We start from the raw sequence: 22071 nt of genomic DNA, 5'->3' as shown, positions 1-22071 counted from the left end.
TGACACGCAGCAATGACAAGGAGCAGGTAAGTACATGATTACTGGCATCAAGGGTTTCAATGATATACTGCCCGGGGAGGTTGAGCGGTGGCAACATATCGAATCGACCGCACGTCGGGTATTCGGACTTTATGGCTATTCGGAGATTCGCATTCCGATTCTTGAAAAAACGGAACTCTTTTGCCGTTCCATTGGCGACACCACCGACATTGTTGAAAAGGAGATGTATTCCTTTGTCGACAAAGGCGAAAATGCCGTAACCATGCGCCCCGAAGGGACCGCAAGCGTCATGCGGGCTTATATCGAACACAAGCTCTATGCGCAGGATCCGGTGTCAAAGCTGTATTATATGGGCCCCATGTTTCGCTATGAACGTCCCCAAAAAGGGCGTTACCGGCAGTTTCACCAAATAGGCGCGGAAGTTACCGGCGTCACCGACCCCAAGGTGGACGCCCAGGTTCTAACGATGCTCTGTCATTTTTTTGCAGAGCTTGGATTGACGGAACCAACGCTCCAGATAAACTCCCTTGGCTGCCCCGAGTGCCGGCCAGTTTATCGCGAAGCGCTTAAAAATTATCTCCGCGAACGTCTTGACCAACTTTGCGATGACTGCAAAAGGCGCTACGAAACGAATCCTCTCAGGGCATTAGACTGCAAGTCTCCACACTGCCGGGAGGCCACCGCCAATGCACCGGCCGTGCTGGACCACCTCTGCGCCGGTTGCGACGACCACTTCGCCGCCACCCGCCGCCACCTGGAACGCGCCGGCACCCCATACAGCATAAATAACAGGATGGTGCGCGGCCTTGACTATTACACCCGCACCACCTTCGAACTGGTCACGGGACTCCTCGGCGCCCAGAGCGCCGTGGCGGCCGGAGGACGTTACGACGGACTTATTGCCGATCTGGGGGGACCTGCAATTCCCGGCATCGGTTTTGCCATGGGGGTTGAAAGGGTCGCTCTGCTCCTTGGTGAACAGAAGTTCGCTCAACGCCCCGATCTCTTCATCGCCGCCCTGGGTTCCGAAGCCCAGGATGAGGCATTCAGACTCATGTGCGGCCTTCAACGCCTCGGTATATCAGTAGAAATGGACTACGAGGGAAAGAGCCTCAAAAGTCAGATGCGCCGCTCAGATAAATTCAACTCCCGCTTCACCCTCATCATAGGAAGTGATGAGCTGGCAAACCGACGGGCAACGCTTAAGGCCATGGACACAGGCAGCCAGTCTGACGTACATCTGGCCATCGAAGCCATTGCAGACCAAGTAAAGTAACGATCCCCACCGAAAACATCGAAGGGGGAGTGGTGCGGAATGCGCTTTACTCCCCCTTCGATGTTTATATTCCTTCATGTTCCTTTTCATAAACTCCACTTAAGCAATTGACAACCCACCACAAAAATTGTATACAGTATCCATTTCGCCCACGTATTGTTATCGCGTCAACATCTCGAAATAACGATTGATTCAGAAGTAAAACTACAGGAGGAATGGAACATGATTGAAGCCTATCTCGCCCACGAAGCCGAACGCCAGGCGCAGGGTATCCCGGCGCTGCCGCTCAACCCTGAGCAGGCCACTGAACTGTGCAAACTAATGGAAGCCCCTCCTGCCGGCAAAGAGGGTTTCCTCCTTAACCTGTTAAAGGAGCGCGTTTCTCCGGGGGTTGATCCTGCTGCCAAAGTAAAGGCAGCATTCCTGGCAGAGATCGTCAAGGGAACCAAGAAATCACCGTTGGTTTCCAAGGTAGATGCCATCCGCATTCTCGGTACAATGATTGGCGGTTACAACGTTGATCCTCTGGTTGAAGCACTCAAGGATGCCGAACTGGCCGATGAAGCCGCATGTGCGCTCTGCGGCCTGACTTTGGTATATGGCGGATTCGATCAGGTTGTGGAACTTTCCAAGAGCAACGCGGCTGCAAAGAAAGTTCTCGAGTCCTGGGCAAACGCTGAGTGGTTTACAAACCGCCCGGGCCTGCCTGAAACCATCAAAGTCAAGGTGTTCAAGGTAGAAGGCGAGATCAATACTGACGACTTCTCCCCGGCCGGCGATGCATGGAGCCGTCCCGATATCCCTCTTCACGCACTGGCTATGGGCAAAACCCGCTTCCCGAACCGTCTGAAAGATATCGCCGATTGGCGGGCTGCTGGTCACCAGGTTGCCTTTGTCGGTGACGTCGTCGGCACCGGTTCCTCCCGCAAATCCGCCTGCAACAGCGTGCTGTGGCACATGGGGCAGGAGATTCCTGCAGTTCCCAACAAAAAGACCGCCGGCGTCATCATTGGCGGTGTAATCGCTCCGATTTTCTTCAACACGGCCCAGGATTCCGGTGCGCTCCCCCTTAAGGCTGATGTTACCAACATGAATGATGGTGACATTATCACCATCAACACTGCAAAAGGCGAAATTTCCAACGAAAAAGGGGAGGTTATCTCTACCTTCAAGATCAGCCCCAACACGCTGGCCGACGAGTTCCGGGCCGGTGGCCGCATTCCGCTCATCATTGGCCGCGCTGTGACTGAAAAGGCCCGCAAGGCCCTCGGCCTCGGCGACACCGACGTATTCACCAAGCCGGTCAACCCCCAGCCAAAAGCTGGCCAGGGCTATTCACTTGCCCAGAAGATGGTCGGCAAGGCCTGTGGCGTTACCGGTGTGCTTCCCGGTACTGCCTGCGAGCCAAAGATGACCACTGTAGGTTCCCAGGACACCACCGGCCCCATGACCGCCGACGAACTCAAGGAACTGGCCTGCCTCAAGTTCCTCTCGCCGATGTTCATGCAGTCCTTCTGCCATACCGCTGCCTATCCGAAGCCGGCTGACGTAAAAATGCACAAGAATCTTCCCGGCTTCATCATCGAGCGGTGCGGCGTACCCCTCAAGCCGGGCGACGGTGTTATTCACTCCTGGCTGAACCGCCTGCTCCTCCCCGACACCGTGGGTACCGGCGGCGACTCCCACACCCGCTTCCCCATCGGCATCAGCTTCCCGGCCGGTTCCGGCCTAGTGGCCTTCGCCGGTGCCATGGGCTTCATGCCGCTTGATATGCCCGAGTCGGTCCTGGTCCGCTTCAAGGGCAAACTCAACCCCGGCATCACCCTTCGCGACGCGGTCAACGCCATCCCCTACTGGGCCATCAAGCAAGGCAAGCTGACTGTTCCCAAGAAGAACAAGATCAACATCTTCAACGGCCGCATCCTCGAGATGGAAGGGCTTCCCGAGCTGACTGTGGAGCAGGCCTTCGAGCTTACCGACGCCGCTGCCGAGCGCTCCGCCGCCGCCGGCTGCATCCAGCTCTCCAAAGAGAGCGTGGCCACCTACCTCCGCTCCAACGTGGCACTGATGAAGAAAATGATTGCTGACGGCTACCAGGATGCCCAGACCCTCCAGAACCGCATCGACGCCGTCAACGAATGGCTGAAGACCCCACAACTCCTCGAAGCCGACAAGAACGCTGTCGAAACCGGCGCCTATGCAGACGTCATTGAAATCGACCTTGCTGAAATCACCGAGCCGATTCTGGCCTGCCCCAACGACCCGGATGACGTGAAGCTCCTGTCCGAAGTTGCCGGCACTCCGATCCAAGACGTCTTCCTCGGCTCCTGCATGACCAACATCGGTCACTTCCGTGCTGCAGCCGAAATCTGGCGCGGCCTTAAGTTCAACCCGAGCGTCCGCACCTGGATCTGCCCGCCGACCCGTATGGATCAGCAGCAGCTAAAGGACGAAGCATACTTCTCTGTCTACAGCGCCTTCGGAGCTAGGATCGAAATCGCCGGTTGCTCCCTCTGCATGGGTAACCAAGCCCGCGTGCCCGATGGTGTCAATATGTTCTCTACTTCTACCCGGAACTTTGACGACCGGATCGGTGACGGCGCCAAAGTATTCCTCGGTTCCGCCGAATTGGGTGCAGTAACCGCAACCTTGGGCAAACTGCCTACTGTTGCTGAGTTTATGGCAGCATACAAAGAAAAGGTTGAACCTAAGAAGGATGTTGTTTACAAGTATCTCCAGTTCGACGAGATGCCCGAGTACAAGTAAGTTTCTGCGCCTCTTGCTGAAATCATGAGGCATTGATGTTAAAAGCATGAAATAAGACCCCCTTTCGGGCTTGCCCGGGCGAGGGTCTTATTTTTTATTGAAGCATCACGAAGCCCATTTATCGAAACTTGCCATTATTTCATTTACAGAGAAGTAAGCAAATGACCGAAAGCTAAGGCAGACCGTCATATGCTGGCGGCCCTGGCCACCAAAGCCTCAGTGTCATCAGTGCCGTCATCACAGGGACTAATCTTTTCCAGTGCCGGTTATTTTGCAGAACAGGGGAGGGGGGTGGCGCGCATACGCACCACCCATGTGAACCTTCTGGATGTTCGCGAACGACTGGACTGCGGTAGCACCGGACTTACAGTGCATAATATGGAAATGGAGGCAGAATTTTTCCTTCACATTCTGGGGGGACTCGGGTATCGCGCCGCCGTGGTATGCATGATAATCAACCAAAGGGCCACCGGCGTGTTTCTCGACGACTACCGACAGCAATTGCTTGATGTCGCTCGGCTTATTATGCAAGCCTTTAAAAGAGTTACACCAATCACTTTAAAGTAAAGCTTTATATAATACGTGAAAAATTATCGAAAGTTCAAACAAGCGCTATAGCAGATATTCGCGAACAAATGTCATCATTTCACCGGATTCGCTGTTCGCCGCGACCATCCGCTCATCAGGTGTCATCATTTCGAAGAGGTATTTTCGAGCCCGTTTCCGGTTACCAGCAATGCTTTCCGAAATTTTGCACAACATGGAAGCCGGCAGACCTGACCGATACCCCTGAACCAACTTGGAGATTTCATCCCGCCGTTGCGTATTACTCCATGTCTTGTAAAGCTCAGATCCAACATCCTCCTTCAGCATAACATTCCCCTTTGGATTGATATGTAAGTATGTCTTTGACACAGGATACTTTAGGGAAGAGATGCCGTCCAGCATTTTAAGAATTTAACGTCCCATAAGATATACTTCAGTTAACTGAAATTGCAGGGGAATATAGCTTCCCCTTACCCACGGAGCCGACTTGTTCCCGTCGGACACCCGAAGATGATTGTACGTCAAAAACTTTCGCTTCGCATCACCCCTCTTTCCCAGGCTGTCCACAGGGGAACGGGTCCGCCTTGCGGCTCGCTTTGTCGCCGCGTCCCCTTTTCGCTTCGCTCATTCCCCTATGGACAGCCTTGGACCTTTGCCCTCCGAAAGCGCCCACAGGACCTCAGAACCCATTGAACCGTATCGAAGGTGGCCCAAGGGGAGCCGGAAGCCTTCAGGGCCGCATTGGTGCGCTTGATTGCCTCTTTCCGCTCCACCCCTTGAGACGTGAACCCGTCGAAGAGGGCGCAGACCTCACGCTTGAACTCTTCGTGGAGCCGTTCCCGTTCTTCGAGAAAGGCGGGGTCCATGACCTTGGCATAGGCCGAGGCCGAACGAGATTTAATATCAACCGCACGCATGAAGCAGCACAGGGATTCGAGCATGGAGACGAAACCCCGCGTCATTCCTTCCGGAAGAGCTATGGAAAGGCAGACGTAGCCATCTTTTGTCCCCGAAACGTGGAAATCCAGAAGCTTGTCACCATGGAGGGGATTGAAGAGCCGGTCCGCATCCCATATGAGCCGGTCAAAGTCCACGGGAAAAGGCACCCCCGGCAGGGCCGGAGGAGCCTGTCCCGTCAAATTCGCCCCCCTCATGGCATTCTCACCCCGGCATACTTGCGCCGGTCCTCCACGAAACGGCAGACCAGGTGCCGCACGATAAGGGAGACGCTATAACCTTCACGCCTTGCATAGTCCTCCAGAAATGCGAAGCGGTCAGCATCAAGACGGACGCTAACCTTTCTTTCCAACATACCGCCATTATTGGCATTAAATCGTGTCATGGTACTTACCCCTTTGCCTGGGAGCGTAGCCACGCTTCGACCGTTTCCCGGTGGTACCGAACTTGCCCACCGAGAGAGAGACGCCCCGGAACCTTCCCGGCCTTTTCCATCCGGAAGAGGGTAGAGCGGGAAATCTGAAGCAGGGCGCAGAGGTCCGCCACGGTCAGCAGCAGAGTATTCCCCGCAGGAATATCATCGGGAGCAGGGACGGTTTCTTCCACGGGAGAGGATTCAACCCCGTTGAGGAGGTCGTTAACGTCGTCCATGGTTTCCCGTCTTGCCCCCGATACGGGCCGGGGGGAATGATGAACCGTTTTTCTCTTTTTATTGGTCTTGCGTGACATAGCACCCTCAGTGTCAAATTGTTTCATCTTGTGTCATGTTGTTTCAAATGGCGTAGTTACCCCCATGTTATACAATGGGGGTCTGTCTCACTTTGCGAACGAGTAACAAGCCCAAACCCCCGGCTGTCATCCCTGATAATTTACGTCCCATAAGATATATTATGTTAAGTACTGTCACCCTAACGCAAGAATAACTTCTTTGTGCCCAAGCGTCATTCTGAAGCACGGCGCTTGATTAGGCAGTAACTTGCGTTATTTGTTCCTGCTCCTGCCCAGGAGAAACACTCCAAACAGTCCGGTCCCGAGAAGTAAACAAGTTGATGGTTCTGGAGTTGGAGTTATTACGGGAGCAATAATTTCGTGTGATCCAAGACCTGTAAATGTATTTTGCGTGAATCCATCCCATTCTAAAAATGGATCAAATGAATCCAGTGAATCTGGATCTCCACTAACAATAGTAAGTTTGCGTCTTAAGGTATTATCCGCGGTACTCGTAAGGCCTGTCCCCCATTCAGATCCAGGGTCAAAGCCGACTTGACCAATCGAGTCTATTACCACTGTTCCTTTCCTTAAAACTATGGCATCGTCCCCGTTATACCAACCTGATCCGTTGGTTTGATCAGATTGCGCAAGAATCATGGCGTCAGCGCCAGACTGGGCAAGTACATACACATCGCCATCAGCAACCATGCCTGTCAAGTTTATGGTTAACCCCGCTGACATCTGGCCATTGAAAAACATCTGGATATTGTACCCGCCTGAAGCTAGATCAATGACTGCTCCAGTACCATTATAGATTTCCAGAGCTTTATTGTTCGAAGTCCCCTCAATGTATTCGGAAATAAACAATTCCGTTACAGGAAATGCGTATGCGAATGAACCTAATGCCACTAATATAAATACAATAACCGTCGCGCATAAATGTCGTAGCAATGTAATAGATGAGCTCATGGCAACCTCTCTGGAATTATTAACCAGAGCACATAAATGCATATGCCATGCCATCCAAAAACCTATGAATTTCCATACATTATTACTTTGCAGCATCAAATGCGAAGCGGTGATAGTGTAAAATTTTTCAACAATATTGCGAGAAATTTTACAGTCATTAGACAAAAGGGCCGAGTTTCACTGTGCCCTTGTCTATGCAATCCCACCGAACACACCGCCTAATCCTTAAATTGTTCCAGAACCTTGACCAGCTCAACTATTTTATTTACAACCAGGTCTTCCAGGGATTTCCCTTTTTTAGCGGTTGCTTTGGTAGGATCTCCCCAGACGCCGTTCTGCCAATATTTTCTCTTGTTCCGTACCAAAATACCCGTGGGGAATGACGGGAATTCACGCTCTCCCATACCCTTAACCAGATGCGGATGCGTGTGCATTATACGTGAGGTCTCAATTTCACCGGCGTGGGCATCGCCTTCTGTTTCAATAATCCCCTTCCCTTCTTTGCAGGCAAGTTCATATTCAGTAACAACTGCAATTTTGATTTCAGGGATCTCTGGAAGCAACTCCTCTCCGGCATCCTGAAGCGCCATGCGGTGAGCTCCCCCCGCGTGGCCGGTCAGTATGACAAAATTTTTCATGCCCTGAATATGGAGCGAACGCACAATATCTTTCATGAGCGCTTTAAGTGTGGCGGTAGTGATGGAAATTGTGCCCGGGTGGCAAGAAGTCGAACGACAGGACCCGTAGTGAATCGGCGGGGCCACAAAAAGCGGTATCATCGAGGCCGCCTTTTTACCGACCTCATAGGCCTGGATCGTATCGGTGGAAAGCGGCAGATGCGAACCATGCTCTTCAACCGACCCAAAGGGTACGAAAACCGTTCTTGTTCGCTTTAGACCTTCTTCGAACTCCACCATGGTCATTGTTTCGATAATCATATCGCTCTCGTCAACCTCTATAATTGAGCCATAAATTTATGGGTCTGGGGAATTACCCGGACTTCTGCAAGATGTCGGCAAGCAATTTCTTGCAATTCCAATACCCTAACAGGATTTACTTCAACTTTTCCTTTAATGCTTGTGACTGGCTGGAAAATCAAGGGGATATTTCTGTTTACTGATGAAATGAGTTCACTGGAGCGGATAATCTCCCAATCCTGCGTCTCAGCCCCCACTATCACCTTAACAAAAAGCTCTTTATGCGCGGCAATCTCAAGGAACTTTCGGTGATCATCCCATAGGTTGGTGCATCCCGAAGTGGAGGGTATCTTTATATCCATTCCTATAATGTCGATATCCTTTATCAGGGGCTTAAGTGCTGTATGCAGAGTTCCGTTAGTTTCCAGGTAAATGGGAAGGAGCTTTCTAAGTTCGGGAAGCCAGGTCAGGAGGGTTGCTTGGCTCAAGAGCGGTTCCCCCCCTGTTATGCTGATTGAATGGTGGACGCCAGGCCATCCCCGCAACCACCCATCGATAAGCGAAATAAGTCGCTCAAGTGTCACTGGATTGGGAGTCGGAACAAAATCGCGCCGTCCCGGAGTTTGCTCAAGAATACCGGGCTCATCTGTGAACGCGTTGGGCGTGTCGCAATATTCACAGGCAAGGTTACACCCGCGAAAACGGATAAATACCTGTCGTTGCCCTATCAGCAGCCCTTCGCCCTGGACCGACGAGAAAACTTCAGCAAGTTCTGCGGTTGGCTTACTCATAATAGGTTGCGGCAGCGTTGTCAGACTCCCAAACCGTGATACTTTCAACCTTGACATTGCCGTCATTGAGCCGTTTGGAAAGCTCATTGTAAAGATGGCGGGAAATATTCTCGGAAGACGGGGAGAGATCTTTGAATGGGGCTAATTCATTGAGGTATTTATGATCGAGGGTGCGCAGAATTGAATTAGTTTCCTGCTTGAGGATTTTGAAGTCGATTCCGAGACCTGCCTTGTCAAGCTCCTGGGCCGTGACGTTAACTTCAACCTTCCAGTTGTGCCCATGCAGGTTCTCGCAGTCGCCCTGGTAGTTTATGAGGCAATGGGCTGCAGCAAAAGAAGTGTGAATCGCTAATTTGTACATTGGCTGTTATCCTCGTGGTGGTTTCGTGAAACGATGAAATAGTAACATGCACTTTTTGAAATTGCAAAAACTCCCTAATGCCGATACCTTTGTGTTTACTTAGGTAAGTATATATGATTAAATTCACCATTAATTAGATTAATGGGAGGTGATTATGGGCAACGAAGCGTTAGAGGGACAAATGCCCCTCTTTGAAACTCCAAAAAAGATAGAGGACGAGCCTTCATTACCAAAGAAAACCACCACTAAAAAGACACCCCGAACAGCGGCAAAACGTGAACCCATGGATGCAAACCCAAGGGTAAAACCCGGAACCGGCAAGACGAATCAAAAATCTCGCAGCAAAAAGAAGGGAACCGAGCAGGTTCGGCCAACATCCGGTCAGGTGCCCGAGGGGGATGTGCGTCTTACCGCAAACATTCGCGAGGATCTCCATCTCAAATTGAAGATAGCCGCGGCGCAGAAACGGACAACGATCGGAGAACTTATCGAGATGCTAGTTGCAAAGCATCTGAAATGACGGATACTCTTTACTGAGTCGCTTCAAATAGGGGGTACCATGAATACCAAAGAACAAATTGACCTGTTTTTCCAGTCAAAAGCTTTTGGCGTTGTCGGCGCTTCGACAGACCGGCATAAATACGGTAACAAGGTTCTGCGCGTTTACCAGCAGAAGAGCCTGCGGGCAATTCCGGTCAACCCAAAGGAACCGGAAATAGAAGGAACGCCGTGCGTTCAAAGCGTTATGGATCTGCCCGATGATGTGGAAAGCATCTCAGTCATCACACCTCCCAAAGTGACCGAACAGGTAGTTGAGCTGGCGGTAAGGAAGGGAATAAAAAACATCTGGATGCAGCCGGGGGCTGAAAGCGATACTGCCGTTGACGCTTGCCTCAAAAACGGAGTCAATGTCATTGCCGACGGAAGCTGCATCCTTGTCGTTCTAAGTTATAGCGATCACTGAGTGCTTTTAGTCCCGTGCGTGAAGCTCATAGAGGGAATCACCCTCCATGCCCGACAAGTGGACTCCTGTCCTGTCAAGGATTTCCCCTGTAGTTCGCCAGAGTTGGGTAATCGCATCTGAGTAACCCACAAGCGCCTTAATCTGATTGCTCTTGGCCTCGGCCAGGTCGTTTTCCACGTCGAGGACATCCTTTGTGGTGGCAAGACCCACCTCATTCTTCTTGATGAACGACCGCAGCCGCTCCTCGGCAAACGCCCTCCCCCGATCGGTAACCTCAAGCTGCTTATAGCCCGACTCCACCCCACGGATTGCCGCCTTTACATCGTTCTCCACATTGACTTCAAGGCTGTGCAATTGTGTCCTTGCCTGCTCAAGGCGAAGCTTGCTTTTTATATATTCATTCTCGGCGGCATTGTTGCCCAGCGGATAAGTGAAATGAAGCCCTACCCCCCATACGGGGTAATCGGTGGATCCCACCTTCTCAAGATCGCGGTTATATTGTCGATCCAATCCGGTCAGAGCAGCGCTGGCGCTTAGATTCAGGTCCGGGAGAGTTCTGTTGCGGGCCACCCGCATTTCAAGCTCCCTCGATTTGAGGGCAGTACGCTGCTCTCTGATTTCCGGGCGGTTGTCCAGGGATAGTTTTACCATCTCTTCACTATTTACCGTTAAAGGGTCTTTTGTCGGCACGTCTGCAGGGATAATTTCGTCCCTGCCCGGATATTGGAGAAGCACCCTGAGAACGTCGTTCTGATCCTGCACTGCTTTTTCCGCGTCAATCAAATCCTTCTCGCGGCTGGCGACGCCGAACTCGGCATTGAGGATCTCCATGGCCGGCAGTACCCCGGCATTAACCCGTGCTTTGGTATCATCAAGAATCTTACGGGCCAGTAGCAACGAGGTCATTTTTACCTCCAACTCCTGGCGAAGGCTGTAAAGCTTGAAGTATTCCGTTCTCACCCGCAAAATCGTGTCGGACAGGGTGCTCCTGAACCGCTCCAGGGATTCCCCCTTGCTGTTTCTCGCCACCATGATGGCAAGTTCAGTGGGTTCCCTGCCGAAATTTTTCAGTAACGGCTGGATAAGATTCAATGTCACATCCGATTCCCAGTATTCATTGAGAGATGTGGCTGATCTGAAATTGTTGTGATTATATGAATTGTTGAACGTTATTCCCACGGTGCCGCCTGTGGGAACCAACTGGGTCGCGCCTGGGTTCAGGGTAAAGGTCCTGATGCGATTTGTAGGTGAACCTGTAGTGAACTGGCTCGACGGCTCGGTCACAGAGTAGTTGAAATCGGTATCGAGCTTAAGAGTAGTGTCATAGATACCTTCGTTTTTACGAATATCGGCCTGGGCCATGGCCGGGTTGTAAAGCTCAGCCCTGACGTCCAGATTCTTTTCCACGGCACTTCTGACAGCCTCAGCCAGTGTCAAGGATGTCCGGCCCTCCGCAGCTAAAGCGGGCACCGCTGCAAAACAGAGGCACACGGCAGCACACATCAATTTCATTACTAAATTCCTCCTTAAAGGGCCGCTGAAGTGGGGGTGCCACTTCTTCCGCAAAAGCAGAGTTTCACCTGGATTAACGGAGTGCCCCGGAAAACGTTGAAAAGTTTTATTCTCCCCATGAACATTATGCCTCGGACTATCTTCACTAAAACAACGCCCCTGTCAAGGCAAAGATTATATGACTAACTCCGGACAACACACCGTAAACATACAAAATAACTGCAACTTACGGTTTTGTTTGCCTGACCTGATCAATCCGGTTATCTTATCAGCTGGTTGTTAATCCATCGATGACTCAGAGGTTCTCCATGAAACAATTAGCCATCCTTGCTCTTATCGTCTGTTTTTTCTCCCTTCCCGCGGCTGCTGAAGAACCGGCCAAAACTGAACCGCAAGCAACTCCGGCCCCCCCGGTAGCCATTGCAGCAGCACCATCTCAAACGCAAGTAAAAATAGGCTATGTCGATATTGCGAAGATAGCCGGCGAGTCTGCCGCCGGCAAAGCGGCAACAGCCAAAATGAAGGGGAAAAACGAGAAATATCGTTCCCAGATTAAAAACCGGCAAAAATCGCTGGAAAACACGAAACGCAATATTGAATCACAACTTCCAACACTCTCTCCGCAACAACGACAGGCAAAGATAAAGTCGCTGGAGAAACAAGTAACGGAATTTCAGAAGTACGTTCAAGACGCAGAAAAAGAGATGCGGAAAATGGAGGGGGAATTTACCGAGTCAATTCTCAAGTCTATCCAGAATGCTGCGGAAAATTACGGTAAAACCCATGGCTTTGCCGCCATCGTACCGAAGCGGGATCTGCTCTACCTTGGCAGCATGGTGGATGTTCAGGATGTGACTGAAGATATAATGAAAGACATCCGTTAAGCCTCAATAAAGCGGATCTGTTTTTATGCTCCGAGTCATTGAATGCATCATGAAGTAACGAGGACAAAATCAAGGGGCGCCCAAATCAGGCGCCCCGAACCACCAGAACTATTTCACTCCACAGCGTAAGATGAATTTATGAAGGATATCTTTATTTCCTCTTCGATTCACCCAGAATATAGCCTGTAAGAGCACCGGCTGCGCCGCCGAGAGTAGCACCAACCGCGGCACTCCCCCCGGCTATCCCGGTAATCAGAGCCCCGCCGGCAGCACCAATGGCGCCTCCGCTCAATGTCCGCTGCTCGGTTTGCGACATCCCCGCGCAACCTGCCGTCACCGAAACCAATGCTGCTATAGCGATGAATTTTTTTAGTTTCATAAGACATCTCCTTTCTACCAACGCCTATCAAATTTCTGGCGATGCCTGAATTATTACCTTCCTACTCCCTGGTTTCTTCATAAAATCCGGCCTTTATTCTCGGCTTGACAATTCTGTCCCAAATGACTTTCATAACAGGGTCTGAAAGTGAGCCGGAATTGTCCGTATAGTACTTGTCGACCATGAAAACAACCTCTTTCATGGGCATTCCGGCCAACCCCTCTGCCATCTTTGAGGCTAGCCCCGCCTTTTTCAATTCCGGCCGTTTCTCCTCAACTTCGCGTTCCATCGTTACGACATGGCCGATGCCCCAGACGAAGGCTACCTTTTCACCGGAAGTCATGGCCTGCCAGGTCTCTCCATTCAATAGAGGCATCTCTTTCGGATTTACACTGGTATCGGACAAAGACACCACTTCGGTTGCGCTCGCGTCGAGGCAAGTTACCGCCATTCCCCCCACTAACGCCAACGCACAGCACAAGCAGGTAAGTTTCGTAAATTTCATGACCGTCCTCCTTCCCTCAAGAATTAATCCTCAAGTTGTTGTAAGGCTCACCGATAAGTAATCCAGGCAGAGAAAGCACTTTCTCCATTTTTGCCCCCGTCACGGGGGCTTCTTTTTGCGCTTGCGCCCGTAGCTCAACCGGATAGAGCACCAGGCTTCGAACCTGGGGGTCGGGAGTTCGAATCTCTCCGGGCGTGCCACAATTTCCCATCAACAACTTCAACTCATTATTGTGCAAGTTTATCCCGAAGTGACAGCTATGCAATGCATCAGAAATAATGACCATCCAGCGAGCCTGGAATCTTGCTGCAACCATCTGATTTTTTTGTACTTTGACCGCATTACCAATAATCGGACAACCTATTTCAGTATCAGATGGTCGACTGTGATGGCCCCCCTTTTCAGAGTCAACGTCCCTGAAATAATTGAATAGCCGGTCTGACAGTAAAATGCCGCATCATACCCACCCTTTAAAGTTACCGGGATACCTGAATCCCAAATTGGACTTTCGCTAAAAGCCGTCATTGTGGATTGAATGATATCTCCGGCAACGGCAGCGTCAAATGCGGACTGAATCGTGGTGTATGTTCCGGCAGTGATGGCACCTTGAACCCGCCGAACAGGAAAACCGCTCCATGTAGACGCAACAGCACTGTTGTTACCCAATGAAGGATCGGGAGTATCGCTTAATACCGTAGCGGTGGATAATAGTTGTGCTGCCGAGGCAGTTCGTACCTGAATCGTTATAACTGCTGCATCAGCTGCGAAAAGATTGCCTACAAAGCATTCGACAGTGCCCGTCCCCAAACAGATTCCGGTGTTGGTGGAGGTAGACAACCACTCAACACCGGAGGGCAGATTTGTGGTGACAACAATTCCCTCCGCCATCTCCGGGCCATCGTTAGTAACCAATATGGTGTATGTGAGCGTTCCGTCCACTGCCACGGGGTCCGGAAAATCCAGATTCTGGATGCGGAGATCGCTTCCGGGCCCGACCATCGCCCCAAATTCGAAAGCACCGATATCGCAGATGGCGGTTCCGTCCCCGTTGCCATCGGAAGGTCTCAGGAATGAGCGTTGGTCATTCAGTAAATTTCTTGTCCCTCCCTCGGCCTTACATCCCGCCGGGTTACCCGCATCCACCGCCGGGCTGCCTGCCGTCAGAGCATGGGTGCGGGTGCTGCCGCCATTGTCCTGGAGAAGGCCCAAAAGGGCATTTACACCGGATATATCGCCAGTAGCGTTCAAACCGCACGTGTTGGCATCATCCGTCAGGTTATAACCGTAGCTCGTAATGCTGGATGGCGGTACAGAGCAGCTGTTGGTCAGCCCTCCAGCCATATTACCGGCCATCAGCGAGTTCTCGATGTCCATGAGCCCCTGATTATAGATAAAAATGGCACCTCCGGCCGTTGCTGCCGCGTTATTGGCAATGGTCACATTGGCAAGGGACATGATCCCTTTATTGGCAATCCCCCCGCCGCTTGTCGCAGCGGTGTTGCCGCTAATGGTGCTATTGACTATCTCTGTCGACGACTCATTATAAATGCCTGCCCCGATGCTCAATGTGGCGCTGTTGTTGCCGACCGTGCTGTTGATGAGCAGCAAGCCGTTAACTCCGCTGTTGTATATGCCGCCGCCAACCGGAGCGGTATTGCTGTCTGCCGTTACGTTTACCAGGACTGCATCACCGGAGTTCAGGATTCCTCCACCGGAACCAATTGACCCTGTAGCGGCGTTACCCTTCACCATGCTGCCCGCAAGTGACATTGTCCCGGTATTGCCAATGCCGCCCCCCCTAAACGACGTGTTGTTGTTAACGGTAACACGCTTGGCGATTAGAAGACCTTTGCTCAGAATACCGCCTCCGGTACCAAAAAAAGGCGCACTGTTGTTGCCGACAACCGCATCGGAAATCAGCAGATTGCCGCAGCTATGAATGCCGCCCCCGCCGGCCTTGTCATAATCACCATCGGAGACTTGAGGCGCCTGACCGTTTTGTATGGTAATCCCCGAGATATTTACGGCAATGCCGGCACATGCCGGGTCGACATGAAGCACCCGGTCGACACCTCCCGCATCAATAATAGTCTTGCCTGAGCCTGCACCCGACAAGGTCAGGTTACCAGTTATATCGAGATCGCCGCTCAGGGCACCATCCTCGTTGACGCCGGGAACGGTAAGAGAGTAAGTACCTACAGGAATAATGATGGTGTCATCGCCATTGCCGGCTACGCAGCCATCGACAGCCATGTCGCTGTTAGCCGCAATTATCGCTTCACGGAGCGAACAACTGCCGTCGTTTGAAGACCCGTTTGAATCCAAAGCATTGTTCACCGTGATTACAGCAGCCAGGCCGGCACCCGGAAACAGAACCTCAACAGCAAAGCTGGCTACCGGAACCGTTATCATCAGCACGCCAAAGATAATTTTCATAGGCGCCTCCAGATGCGGCACACAATCAATACACATCCGATTTCGTTCAGAATTTACTATAATACACCCTATTACCATATAGCCCGGCAGTGTCAAAAAACAAAAGGCGGTCTGGTGACCGCCTCCGCTAACACAGGCAAAAAACATAAGCCTTGGCAGGACTCTAAAAACTTATTAGAGGTGCCAAGGCTTATAGCTCCGAAACTATTACAGTTTCTTTAAATGGTGGAGGTGGCGGGAGTCGAACCCGCGTCCGAAGATCATACACAGAAGGCGTCTACATGCTTATGCCAGGATTTGATTTAGCCGCCCGACTCTCCCCTGGCAGGGATTTCCGGGAGGCGATCCCGCTAAAGTTTCGCCTTGGGGCCGCAGGAACTCCCCTTGACTATCCCACTAAAATAACGATCCATCTTCACCCGTGGGAGAGGCTCGGCGGATCGGTAGCAGGGTATTAAGCTGCTACGGCGTAGTCGTAATTGTCGGCGTGTAATTCGCCCCGGGCTTTTTAACGAGGCCAGCCCGGACCTCGGCATGCAACCTTTAGTTTCCTATCCCCGTCGAAACCTGTACACCCCCTTGTAAACTTTTAGTTATTCTTGCTTCTTTCCCTGAGGGCCTGGGCCATCTCCCTCGACTGGTCTTTCTTCTTCATGTCCTCGCGCTTGTCGTACAGCTTTTTACCCTTGGCAAGCCCCAACTCCACCTTGGCAAGGCCGTTTTTGAAGTAGAGGCGGAGCGGAACGACCGAGTATCCCTTTTCGCGAATCTTCCCGAAGAGCTTTTCAATTTCGCTCTTGTGGAGCAAAAGTTTCCTTAAACGATCCGGGTCGTGGTTCTGGCGGTTGCCGAAATCGTAAGGATTGATATGCAGGTTATGGAGGAAGATTTCACCGTCACGAACCAGGGCGAAGGAGTCGTTGAGATTCGCCTTTCCCATGCGGAGCGATTTTACTTCGGTCCCCTTCAGGACCATTCCCGCTTCAAAACGTTCCTCAATGAAGTAATCGTGAAACGCTTTCTTGTTGTTGCAGATCAGCTTTTCTCCCATGAGAATGATAGTAGCAGATATGGTGAAATTAATGCAAGGAGTAAAAAAGACCCGTATTTTCAAGAAAATAGGGATTTGCGGCGTACAAAAATAATTACCTGCTTACAACGGGATGACCGGCAAGGTACACACGGATAAGCTCACCAGAATGAATGAGCGCTTCATGCAAACCCTCCCCGGAGCCATGTCGTGCAGGCAATTTCACCACGAGAAGATCGGCTCGTTTCCCGGAATCGAGGGACCCGATGCTTTTGGAGAGGGCCAATTGACCGGCCGGACCGATGGTCGTCATTGAAAGGACTTCCGAAGGGGGAAAAATATCCGGGAACATGTCGAGGAAATAGCGCATCTCGTCCCAAAGAGAGAGAGAGTCATTGCTTGCCAGCGAATCGGTACCAAGGGCAAGCGGAATGCCGAGTTTCTTCAGCAATGCGACCGGGGCACGCCCCACGGCGAGTTTTTCGTTGCTTCTGGGACAGAGGACCACCCCGGCACCGCGCTTCGACAGAATTTCTGCGTCAGCAGGAGTGAGATGGACACAGTGAACAGCGCTGATGGCACCATTCAATACGCCGAGCCCATCAAGCCAGGCGGTGGCGGTGGTGCGTCTCTGGGGTGGCAGGTATTGCTCCCAGCGGACATGGGGATAGAGCTGTTCGGCGATTTTCCCGGAGGAATCGAAGAAAAAATCACTTTCTTCGCGGGATTCAGCCAGATGGATGACTCGTGGCACATTCCGCTTATCTGCTACCCGCTGAACCTCCTGGTGGAGATGTTCGGAAACGGTATGGGGTGCATGGGGCGAAATGCCCGGGAGAAACTCTCCTCCCGAAAAGGTAGATATACCAGCATCAAGCTCTGAAACAAGTTGGGAGTTGCGAACCGGGTCGTGGCCTATGGCCTCGAAGAATAGCCGCCCGGTCAGACCTGAATCAGCATACAGAGGAATGAGGGAACGATCGGTAAGAATCTCGCCAATGGCGGTGGTACCCGCTTCGAGACAAATCCTCGCCCCCTCCCGGACCGATAGATCGAGCTCCTTTGGCGAGAGCGCCCGGCGTATCTTGATTACCTGGATAATCCAGTCGACGTAAGTCCGAGGAGAGTAGTCAATTCCCTTGCGGATCTTCCAGGACGGGAAGTGGGTAAGTTCCAGGTGAGTGTGGGTGTTGACGAGGCCGGGGAGAATGGCGCAGCCAGGGAAATCATGAACGGGGCAAGCATACCGCGAACGGAGGTCGGCAAGAGTTCCCGTTTCGACGATACAGCCGTTTTCGACGGCCACGGCACCGCCTGGGATGGGAGGAGACGATATGGGCAGAATGTATGAAGCGGCGTAAAGTTCCATGGAATGTACTCTCGGTATCGGGTCTTTACTCAGTCATAACACTCTACCACAAAAGAATGTCAACTCCATTGCCCTACCACGAGGCAGCTTTAGGCAGGCAGGAACAGAGCTCCTCGGCCTTGTGCAGCAAGGTTTGAATTTCCGGCCGTTGTACGATTTCGCACTGCTCAGCCAGAACTGCATCAAGGATCTCTTCGGTCGTCAAGGGGTTGGCCAAAACGACACGCAGCACGGTCAGTTCCATATCATGGCGCGCCACATGGAACCGTGTCCGGGAGACAAAGGTTTTCCCCGCTTCCCGCTGATATTTTTGCAGCAACTGACAGACTTGGTCCAGAAGCAAATTGATGCCGGTACGCTGTTGAGCCGGCATTTCGTTCAAGGCCTGCTGCAAAGCCGGCGGACAGTAGCGGTAAGTGAGGATATTCAGCTCCGGCTCGGTTACCAGTTCAAATTCTGGATGGTTCCTGACCTTGTCGGCAAAGGTGCGCGCCCGCTCAATTCCAGTATCGATAAGCAGTTCGTACCCTTTGCGGCCGATGATGGAAAAACCGGCATGAACCAGCATTGCCTTCCCCGGCCGCGATCCTTCCAGGGTATGGCTGCCCAAATCCTTGGAGCCATGGCGCAGAATATAATTGGCATGATGCTCGATTGCCGACAGGGCCGTGGGATCCTTGAATACGACCATCCCCGCCCCCATCGGTACATATAGCTGCTTGTGCCCGTCGATGGTAACCGAATCGGCACGCTCGATGCCGTCGAGCAGGTGACGGTGCCGGCCGGAAAACAGGGTCGGCCCTCCCCAGGCTGCATCCACATGGAAGTGGCAACCGATCTCCTGGGCGAGATCAGCCATTTCCTCCAGCGGATCGATATTTCCGGTCTCCGTAGTGCCAGCGATGCCGACCAGCGCCAGCGGGATGACGTTCCGCTCCCGGAGCCGCCGGCATTCTTCTCTCAGCGCCTGCAGGTCGATGCGGTTATTTTCATCGGTCTGCACCTTGATCAGGTCATCCCTGCCGATGCCTAGGAGATCGGCAGCCTTGCCCAAAGAGTAGTGACCGCGCTCGGAAACGAGGACAGCAATCCCGTCCGCGCCACGATGTTTCAGGGCACGGACCAACCCTTCCTGAGCAATTCCGCGGAACTCCCCTTCCGGGGCAAACAGGCGGTTGCGCGCCACCCATAGCGCCGTGACATTAGCTATTGTGCCGCCGGAGCAGAAGGCCCCCAGTGCGTGCTGGCTGTTATGAATCCATTTCGGGTAGAAATCATCCTCACGGCGATATACCAGATGATGAAGCATGGCCAGCACCTGGCGCTCCATGGGGGTGAAGGCCTTGGATGTTTCCACTTTCACCACATTCTGGTTGAGGGCGGTCATTAGGCGCGCCATCGGCAGCATGAAGTAGGGAAGCGCCGAAGTCATGTGGCCCACAAAAGCAGGTGAAGCGGTGTGGACCGAATGAGCAACGAGGTTCTCTTTGACGAATTCGGTATATTCAGAAACGTAGGTGGGTTCTTCGGGGACGGCGAAAGAGGAAAAATCCGCTTCGATCTCTTCGAGGCTCCGCTCAATGGCAACTATATGGGTCTGCAAGAAGCCGGCTACGTCGCCGGTAATTGCCTGATCGATGGCACCTAGCGTCGAGTCCGGCGCTTCAGTCACAGTGAAGATCCGGTAGAGGTTTTCCAGACTGGCACGGGCTGCGTCACGATTTTTCGGCATTTTTCGCTCCATCCTTTGAGCTGGCGGTAGTCAAGCTCACTCAACGTAATAGGAGTCCCGGAAATTGTCCGCTTACTGCTCCTCTCCGAGGACACAGTTGTCGATAAGTCTTGTCTTTCCAATCTTGACCGCAAGGGCGATGAGAGTTTGCCCATTGGCAGTTTCGAGTGTTTCAAGGGTTTCGCCATCGCGAAAATCCGCATAATCGATTACGGCGCCGGGAACTTCGCCAATGATACGGAGGACCTTCTCCATGAGGAGTGGAACGCTTCGCTCCCCATTCCGGTACATGGCACGGGCCGCATCCAGGGCACGGCTGAGGCAAAGGGCGTCTTTCCGCTCCTCGGGTCCCAGGTAGGCGTTGCGGGAACTCATGGCAAGACCGTCCGCTTCCCGCACAATGGGCATGCCGAGAATTTCCACGTCCATATTCAGGTCGGCGGCCATGCGGCGGATGACCGCAAGCTGCTGGAAATCTTTTTTACCGAACAGCGCCACGTGGGGCATGACGATATTCAAGAGCTTGGCAACTACAGTGGTGACACCCTGGAAGTGCCCCGGCCGGCTCGCACCACAGAGGGGAAGCGTCAACTGCTCCACATTCACGTAAGTCTGGTAACCATGGGGATACATGTCGGAGGCCGTTGGCGCAAAGATGACGTCAACTCCGGCCGACACAGCCACTTTCCGGTCCCGCTCCAGGTCGCGGGGATAGGCGTTGAAGTCCTCGGTGGGACCAAACTGGGTAGGGTTCACGAAGATGCTCGCAACGAGGATGTCGGACCGTCTTTTCCCCTCCACCATCAGGGAAGCGTGCCCCTCATGGAGATATCCCATGGTTGGCACCAAAGAAATGGTTTTCCCCGATTTCCTGACATCGCGCGAGAATGCCTGCATCCCGGAAACGGTATTGATAATTCTCATCTCAGTTGAAAGAGTGCCCCTCGTCGGGGAACTCTCCTTTCTTCACCTCGGAAATATATGATGAAACCGCTTCTGCGATGAGGCCGCTTGCATCGGCATAACGCTTCACGAACTTTGGAGAGTATTTCTCGCACAGCCCCAGGATGTCGTGTATTACCAGCACTTGCCCGTCACAATAGGGGCCGGCGCCGATGCCTATGGTGGGGATGGAAAGCTCAGCGGTAATCCGCTCGGCCAGCTTCATCGGTATCCCCTCCAGCACCACCGAAAAGGCTCCAGCCTGTTCCACCGCAAGGGCATCTTCGATGAGCCGCTGTGCCTGCTCGTCCTTCTTACCCTGTACCTTGTAGCCTCCCATCCGGTGAATCGACTGGGGTGTGAGGCCGATATGGGCCATTACCGGCACATCCATATCCACAATGGCGCGAATGGTTTCGGCCATGTTGGCCCCACCCTCCAGTTTTACCGCTTCTGCCCCACCCTCCTTGACCAGGCGACCGGCATTAAGACGTGCATCACGCAAATCGGTCTGATAGGAAAGAAACGGCATGTCGGTAACCACAAGGGCTTTTGGACGGGCCCGGACCACTGCGCGGGTGTGATAGATCATTTCGTCGATTGTTACAGGGAGAGTGTTGTCGTACCCGCTAAAGGTCACGCCAACGGAATCGCCCACAAGGATTGCGTCAATTCCGCATTCATCCATGATCCTCGTGAAGGGGTAATCATAGCTGGTTAGGAAAGTGATTTTCTCCCCGGCCGACTTCATTTTCTGAATATCCAGAATCGTTTTCTTCTTGTTCACGACAACACCTCAAAACAAAAAAATGCACCTCCAGAATTCCGGAGGCGCACCATATGGTTAGAGAAAAGAGAAATGAGCCCTTTCCTGCATTTGCGGCTTTTGCCATCCGTCCCGGTTCTTGCGAATCCAGGCAGTATCTGGTTGTGTTGACAGGATTACGGCTCCGCCTGTGTTGCGGGCCATCCACTAAAACATGGTTATTTTTACCACATAACTAAAGGTGATGTCCATACAATA

23 protein-coding genes, 1 tRNA gene and 1 other RNA gene are annotated in these 22071 nt (G+C 52.5%); 7 read left to right on the top strand and 18 right to left on the bottom strand.

Annotation, left to right across the window (positions count from 1 at the left end; all coding sequences use genetic code 11):
• Nucleotides 1-34: 34 nt before the first annotated feature.
• From hisS to JZM60_RS13475, 3 genes are all read left to right on the top strand, one after another.
• The gene (gene hisS / locus JZM60_RS13485; protein WP_207162947.1) at nt 35-1276 is read left to right on the top strand and encodes a histidine--tRNA ligase; all 1242 of its coding nucleotides are present in this window, start codon (nt 35-37) and stop codon (nt 1274-1276) included.
• 222 nt (nt 1277-1498) lie between these two features.
• Nucleotides 1499-4042: a bifunctional aconitate hydratase 2/2-methylisocitrate dehydratase gene (gene acnB, locus JZM60_RS13480; protein ID WP_207162946.1), complete on the top strand. Its 2544-nt coding sequence runs from the start codon at nt 1499-1501 to the stop codon at nt 4040-4042.
• A gap of 189 nt (nt 4043-4231) precedes the next feature.
• Nucleotides 4232-4609 (top strand): nucleoside phosphorylase-I family protein, encoded by a 378-nt coding sequence (locus tag JZM60_RS13475; RefSeq protein ID WP_207162945.1) that lies wholly within the window; start codon nt 4232-4234, stop codon nt 4607-4609.
• A gap of 45 nt (nt 4610-4654) precedes the next feature.
• On the opposite strand, the gene JZM60_RS13470 is transcribed toward JZM60_RS13475, so the two are convergent.
• The 8 genes from JZM60_RS13470 to queD all read right to left on the bottom strand — a co-directional run bounded on the left by JZM60_RS13470 (nt 4655) and on the right by queD (nt 9294).
• Nucleotides 4655-4915, bottom strand: a complete 261-nt coding sequence (locus JZM60_RS13470; protein ID WP_207162944.1) for a hypothetical protein — start codon at nt 4913-4915, stop codon at nt 4655-4657.
• A gap of 305 nt (nt 4916-5220) precedes the next feature.
• Complete coding sequence (locus JZM60_RS13465) at nt 5221-5742, bottom strand: hypothetical protein (protein WP_207162943.1); 522 nt, start codon at nt 5740-5742, stop codon at nt 5221-5223.
• The gene (locus JZM60_RS13460; protein WP_207162942.1) at nt 5739-5930 is read right to left on the bottom strand and encodes a hypothetical protein; all 192 of its coding nucleotides are present in this window, start codon (nt 5928-5930) and stop codon (nt 5739-5741) included. Before JZM60_RS13460 ends, JZM60_RS13465 begins: the two co-directional genes overlap by 4 nt.
• Nucleotides 5931-5935: 5 nt before the next feature.
• The gene (locus JZM60_RS13455) at nt 5936-6196 is read right to left on the bottom strand and encodes a helix-turn-helix transcriptional regulator (protein ID WP_207162941.1); all 261 of its coding nucleotides are present in this window, start codon (nt 6194-6196) and stop codon (nt 5936-5938) included.
• Nucleotides 6197-6526: 330 nt separating this feature from the next.
• Nucleotides 6527-7321 (bottom strand): lamin tail domain-containing protein, encoded by a 795-nt coding sequence (locus JZM60_RS13450; protein ID WP_207165606.1) that lies wholly within the window; start codon nt 7319-7321, stop codon nt 6527-6529.
• A gap of 122 nt (nt 7322-7443) precedes the next feature.
• On the bottom strand, nt 7444-8163 hold the full coding sequence (locus JZM60_RS13445) for a creatininase family protein (protein WP_207162940.1): 720 nt from the start codon (nt 8161-8163) through the stop codon (nt 7444-7446).
• A gap of 17 nt (nt 8164-8180) precedes the next feature.
• A complete protein-coding gene (locus tag JZM60_RS13440; RefSeq protein WP_207162939.1) occupies nt 8181-8933 on the bottom strand; it encodes a 7-carboxy-7-deazaguanine synthase QueE in 753 nt (250 codons plus the stop codon).
• The gene (gene queD, locus JZM60_RS13435) at nt 8926-9294 is read right to left on the bottom strand and encodes a 6-carboxytetrahydropterin synthase QueD (protein WP_207162938.1); all 369 of its coding nucleotides are present in this window, start codon (nt 9292-9294) and stop codon (nt 8926-8928) included. Before queD ends, JZM60_RS13440 begins: the two co-directional genes overlap by 8 nt.
• A 154-nt stretch (nt 9295-9448) precedes the next feature.
• Here queD and JZM60_RS13430 point away from each other — a divergent pair, with 154 nt between their 5' ends.
• Both JZM60_RS13430 and JZM60_RS13425 read left to right on the top strand, forming a co-directional pair.
• Nucleotides 9449-9814, top strand: a complete 366-nt coding sequence (locus JZM60_RS13430; protein ID WP_207162937.1) for a hypothetical protein — start codon at nt 9449-9451, stop codon at nt 9812-9814.
• 39 nt (nt 9815-9853) lie between these two features.
• Nucleotides 9854-10258, top strand: coding sequence for a CoA-binding protein (locus JZM60_RS13425; protein ID WP_207162936.1), 405 nt, complete (start codon nt 9854-9856; stop codon nt 10256-10258).
• Nucleotides 10259-10264: 6 nt separating this feature from the next.
• On the opposite strand, the gene JZM60_RS13420 is transcribed toward JZM60_RS13425, so the two are convergent.
• Complete coding sequence (locus tag JZM60_RS13420; RefSeq protein ID WP_207162935.1) at nt 10265-11770, bottom strand: TolC family protein; 1506 nt, start codon at nt 11768-11770, stop codon at nt 10265-10267.
• Between the two features lie 308 nt (nt 11771-12078).
• Here JZM60_RS13420 and JZM60_RS13415 point away from each other — a divergent pair, with 308 nt between their 5' ends.
• Nucleotides 12079-12654, top strand: a complete 576-nt coding sequence (locus JZM60_RS13415; protein WP_207162934.1) for an OmpH/Skp family outer membrane protein — start codon at nt 12079-12081, stop codon at nt 12652-12654.
• 151 nt (nt 12655-12805) lie between these two features.
• On the opposite strand, the gene JZM60_RS13410 is transcribed toward JZM60_RS13415, so the two are convergent.
• Both JZM60_RS13410 and JZM60_RS13405 read right to left on the bottom strand, forming a co-directional pair.
• Nucleotides 12806-13033 carry a hypothetical protein gene (locus tag JZM60_RS13410; protein ID WP_207162933.1) on the bottom strand — a complete coding sequence of 76 codons (228 nt, stop codon included), beginning with the start codon at nt 13031-13033 and terminating at the stop codon, nt 12806-12808.
• Between the two features lie 61 nt (nt 13034-13094).
• Entirely contained in the window at nt 13095-13538 is a 444-nt protein-coding gene (locus JZM60_RS13405; protein WP_207162932.1) for a hypothetical protein, read from the bottom strand.
• Between the two features lie 123 nt (nt 13539-13661).
• On the opposite strand from JZM60_RS13405, the gene JZM60_RS13400 reads away from it, so the two are divergent.
• A tRNA-Arg gene (locus tag JZM60_RS13400) sits at nt 13662-13738 on the top strand.
• 160 nt (nt 13739-13898) lie between these two features.
• Here JZM60_RS13400 and JZM60_RS13395 read toward each other — a convergent pair.
• The 7 genes from JZM60_RS13395 to panB all read right to left on the bottom strand — a co-directional run bounded on the left by JZM60_RS13395 (nt 13899) and on the right by panB (nt 21834).
• Entirely contained in the window at nt 13899-15974 is a 2076-nt protein-coding gene (locus tag JZM60_RS13395; RefSeq protein WP_207162931.1) for a choice-of-anchor Q domain-containing protein, read from the bottom strand.
• A gap of 223 nt (nt 15975-16197) precedes the next feature.
• Nucleotides 16198-16553: a transfer-messenger RNA gene (ssrA, locus tag JZM60_RS13390) on the bottom strand.
• A gap of 10 nt (nt 16554-16563) precedes the next feature.
• Complete coding sequence (smpB, locus tag JZM60_RS13385; protein WP_207162930.1) at nt 16564-17025, bottom strand: SsrA-binding protein SmpB; 462 nt, start codon at nt 17023-17025, stop codon at nt 16564-16566.
• 94 nt (nt 17026-17119) lie between these two features.
• Complete coding sequence (locus JZM60_RS13380; protein WP_207162929.1) at nt 17120-18373, bottom strand: amidohydrolase family protein; 1254 nt, start codon at nt 18371-18373, stop codon at nt 17120-17122.
• A 73-nt stretch (nt 18374-18446) separates the two neighbouring features.
• Nucleotides 18447-20105: a pyridoxal-dependent aspartate 1-decarboxylase PanP gene (gene panP / locus JZM60_RS13375; RefSeq protein ID WP_207162928.1), complete on the bottom strand. Its 1659-nt coding sequence runs from the start codon at nt 20103-20105 to the stop codon at nt 18447-18449.
• Between the two features lie 72 nt (nt 20106-20177).
• Entirely contained in the window at nt 20178-21029 is an 852-nt protein-coding gene (gene panC / locus JZM60_RS13370; protein WP_207162927.1) for a pantoate--beta-alanine ligase, read from the bottom strand.
• Nucleotide 21030: 1 nt separating this feature from the next.
• The gene (gene panB / locus JZM60_RS13365; RefSeq protein ID WP_207162926.1) at nt 21031-21834 is read right to left on the bottom strand and encodes a 3-methyl-2-oxobutanoate hydroxymethyltransferase; all 804 of its coding nucleotides are present in this window, start codon (nt 21832-21834) and stop codon (nt 21031-21033) included.
• Between the last annotated feature and the right edge of the window lie 237 nt (nt 21835-22071).

The organism is Geobacter benzoatilyticus (genome assembly GCF_017338855.1).
Classification (GTDB): domain Bacteria; phylum Desulfobacterota; class Desulfuromonadia; order Geobacterales; family Geobacteraceae; genus Geobacter; species Geobacter benzoatilyticus.
Note: the sequence above shows the minus strand (reverse complement) of the source record. Positions and strands in the feature narration are given on the sequence as shown.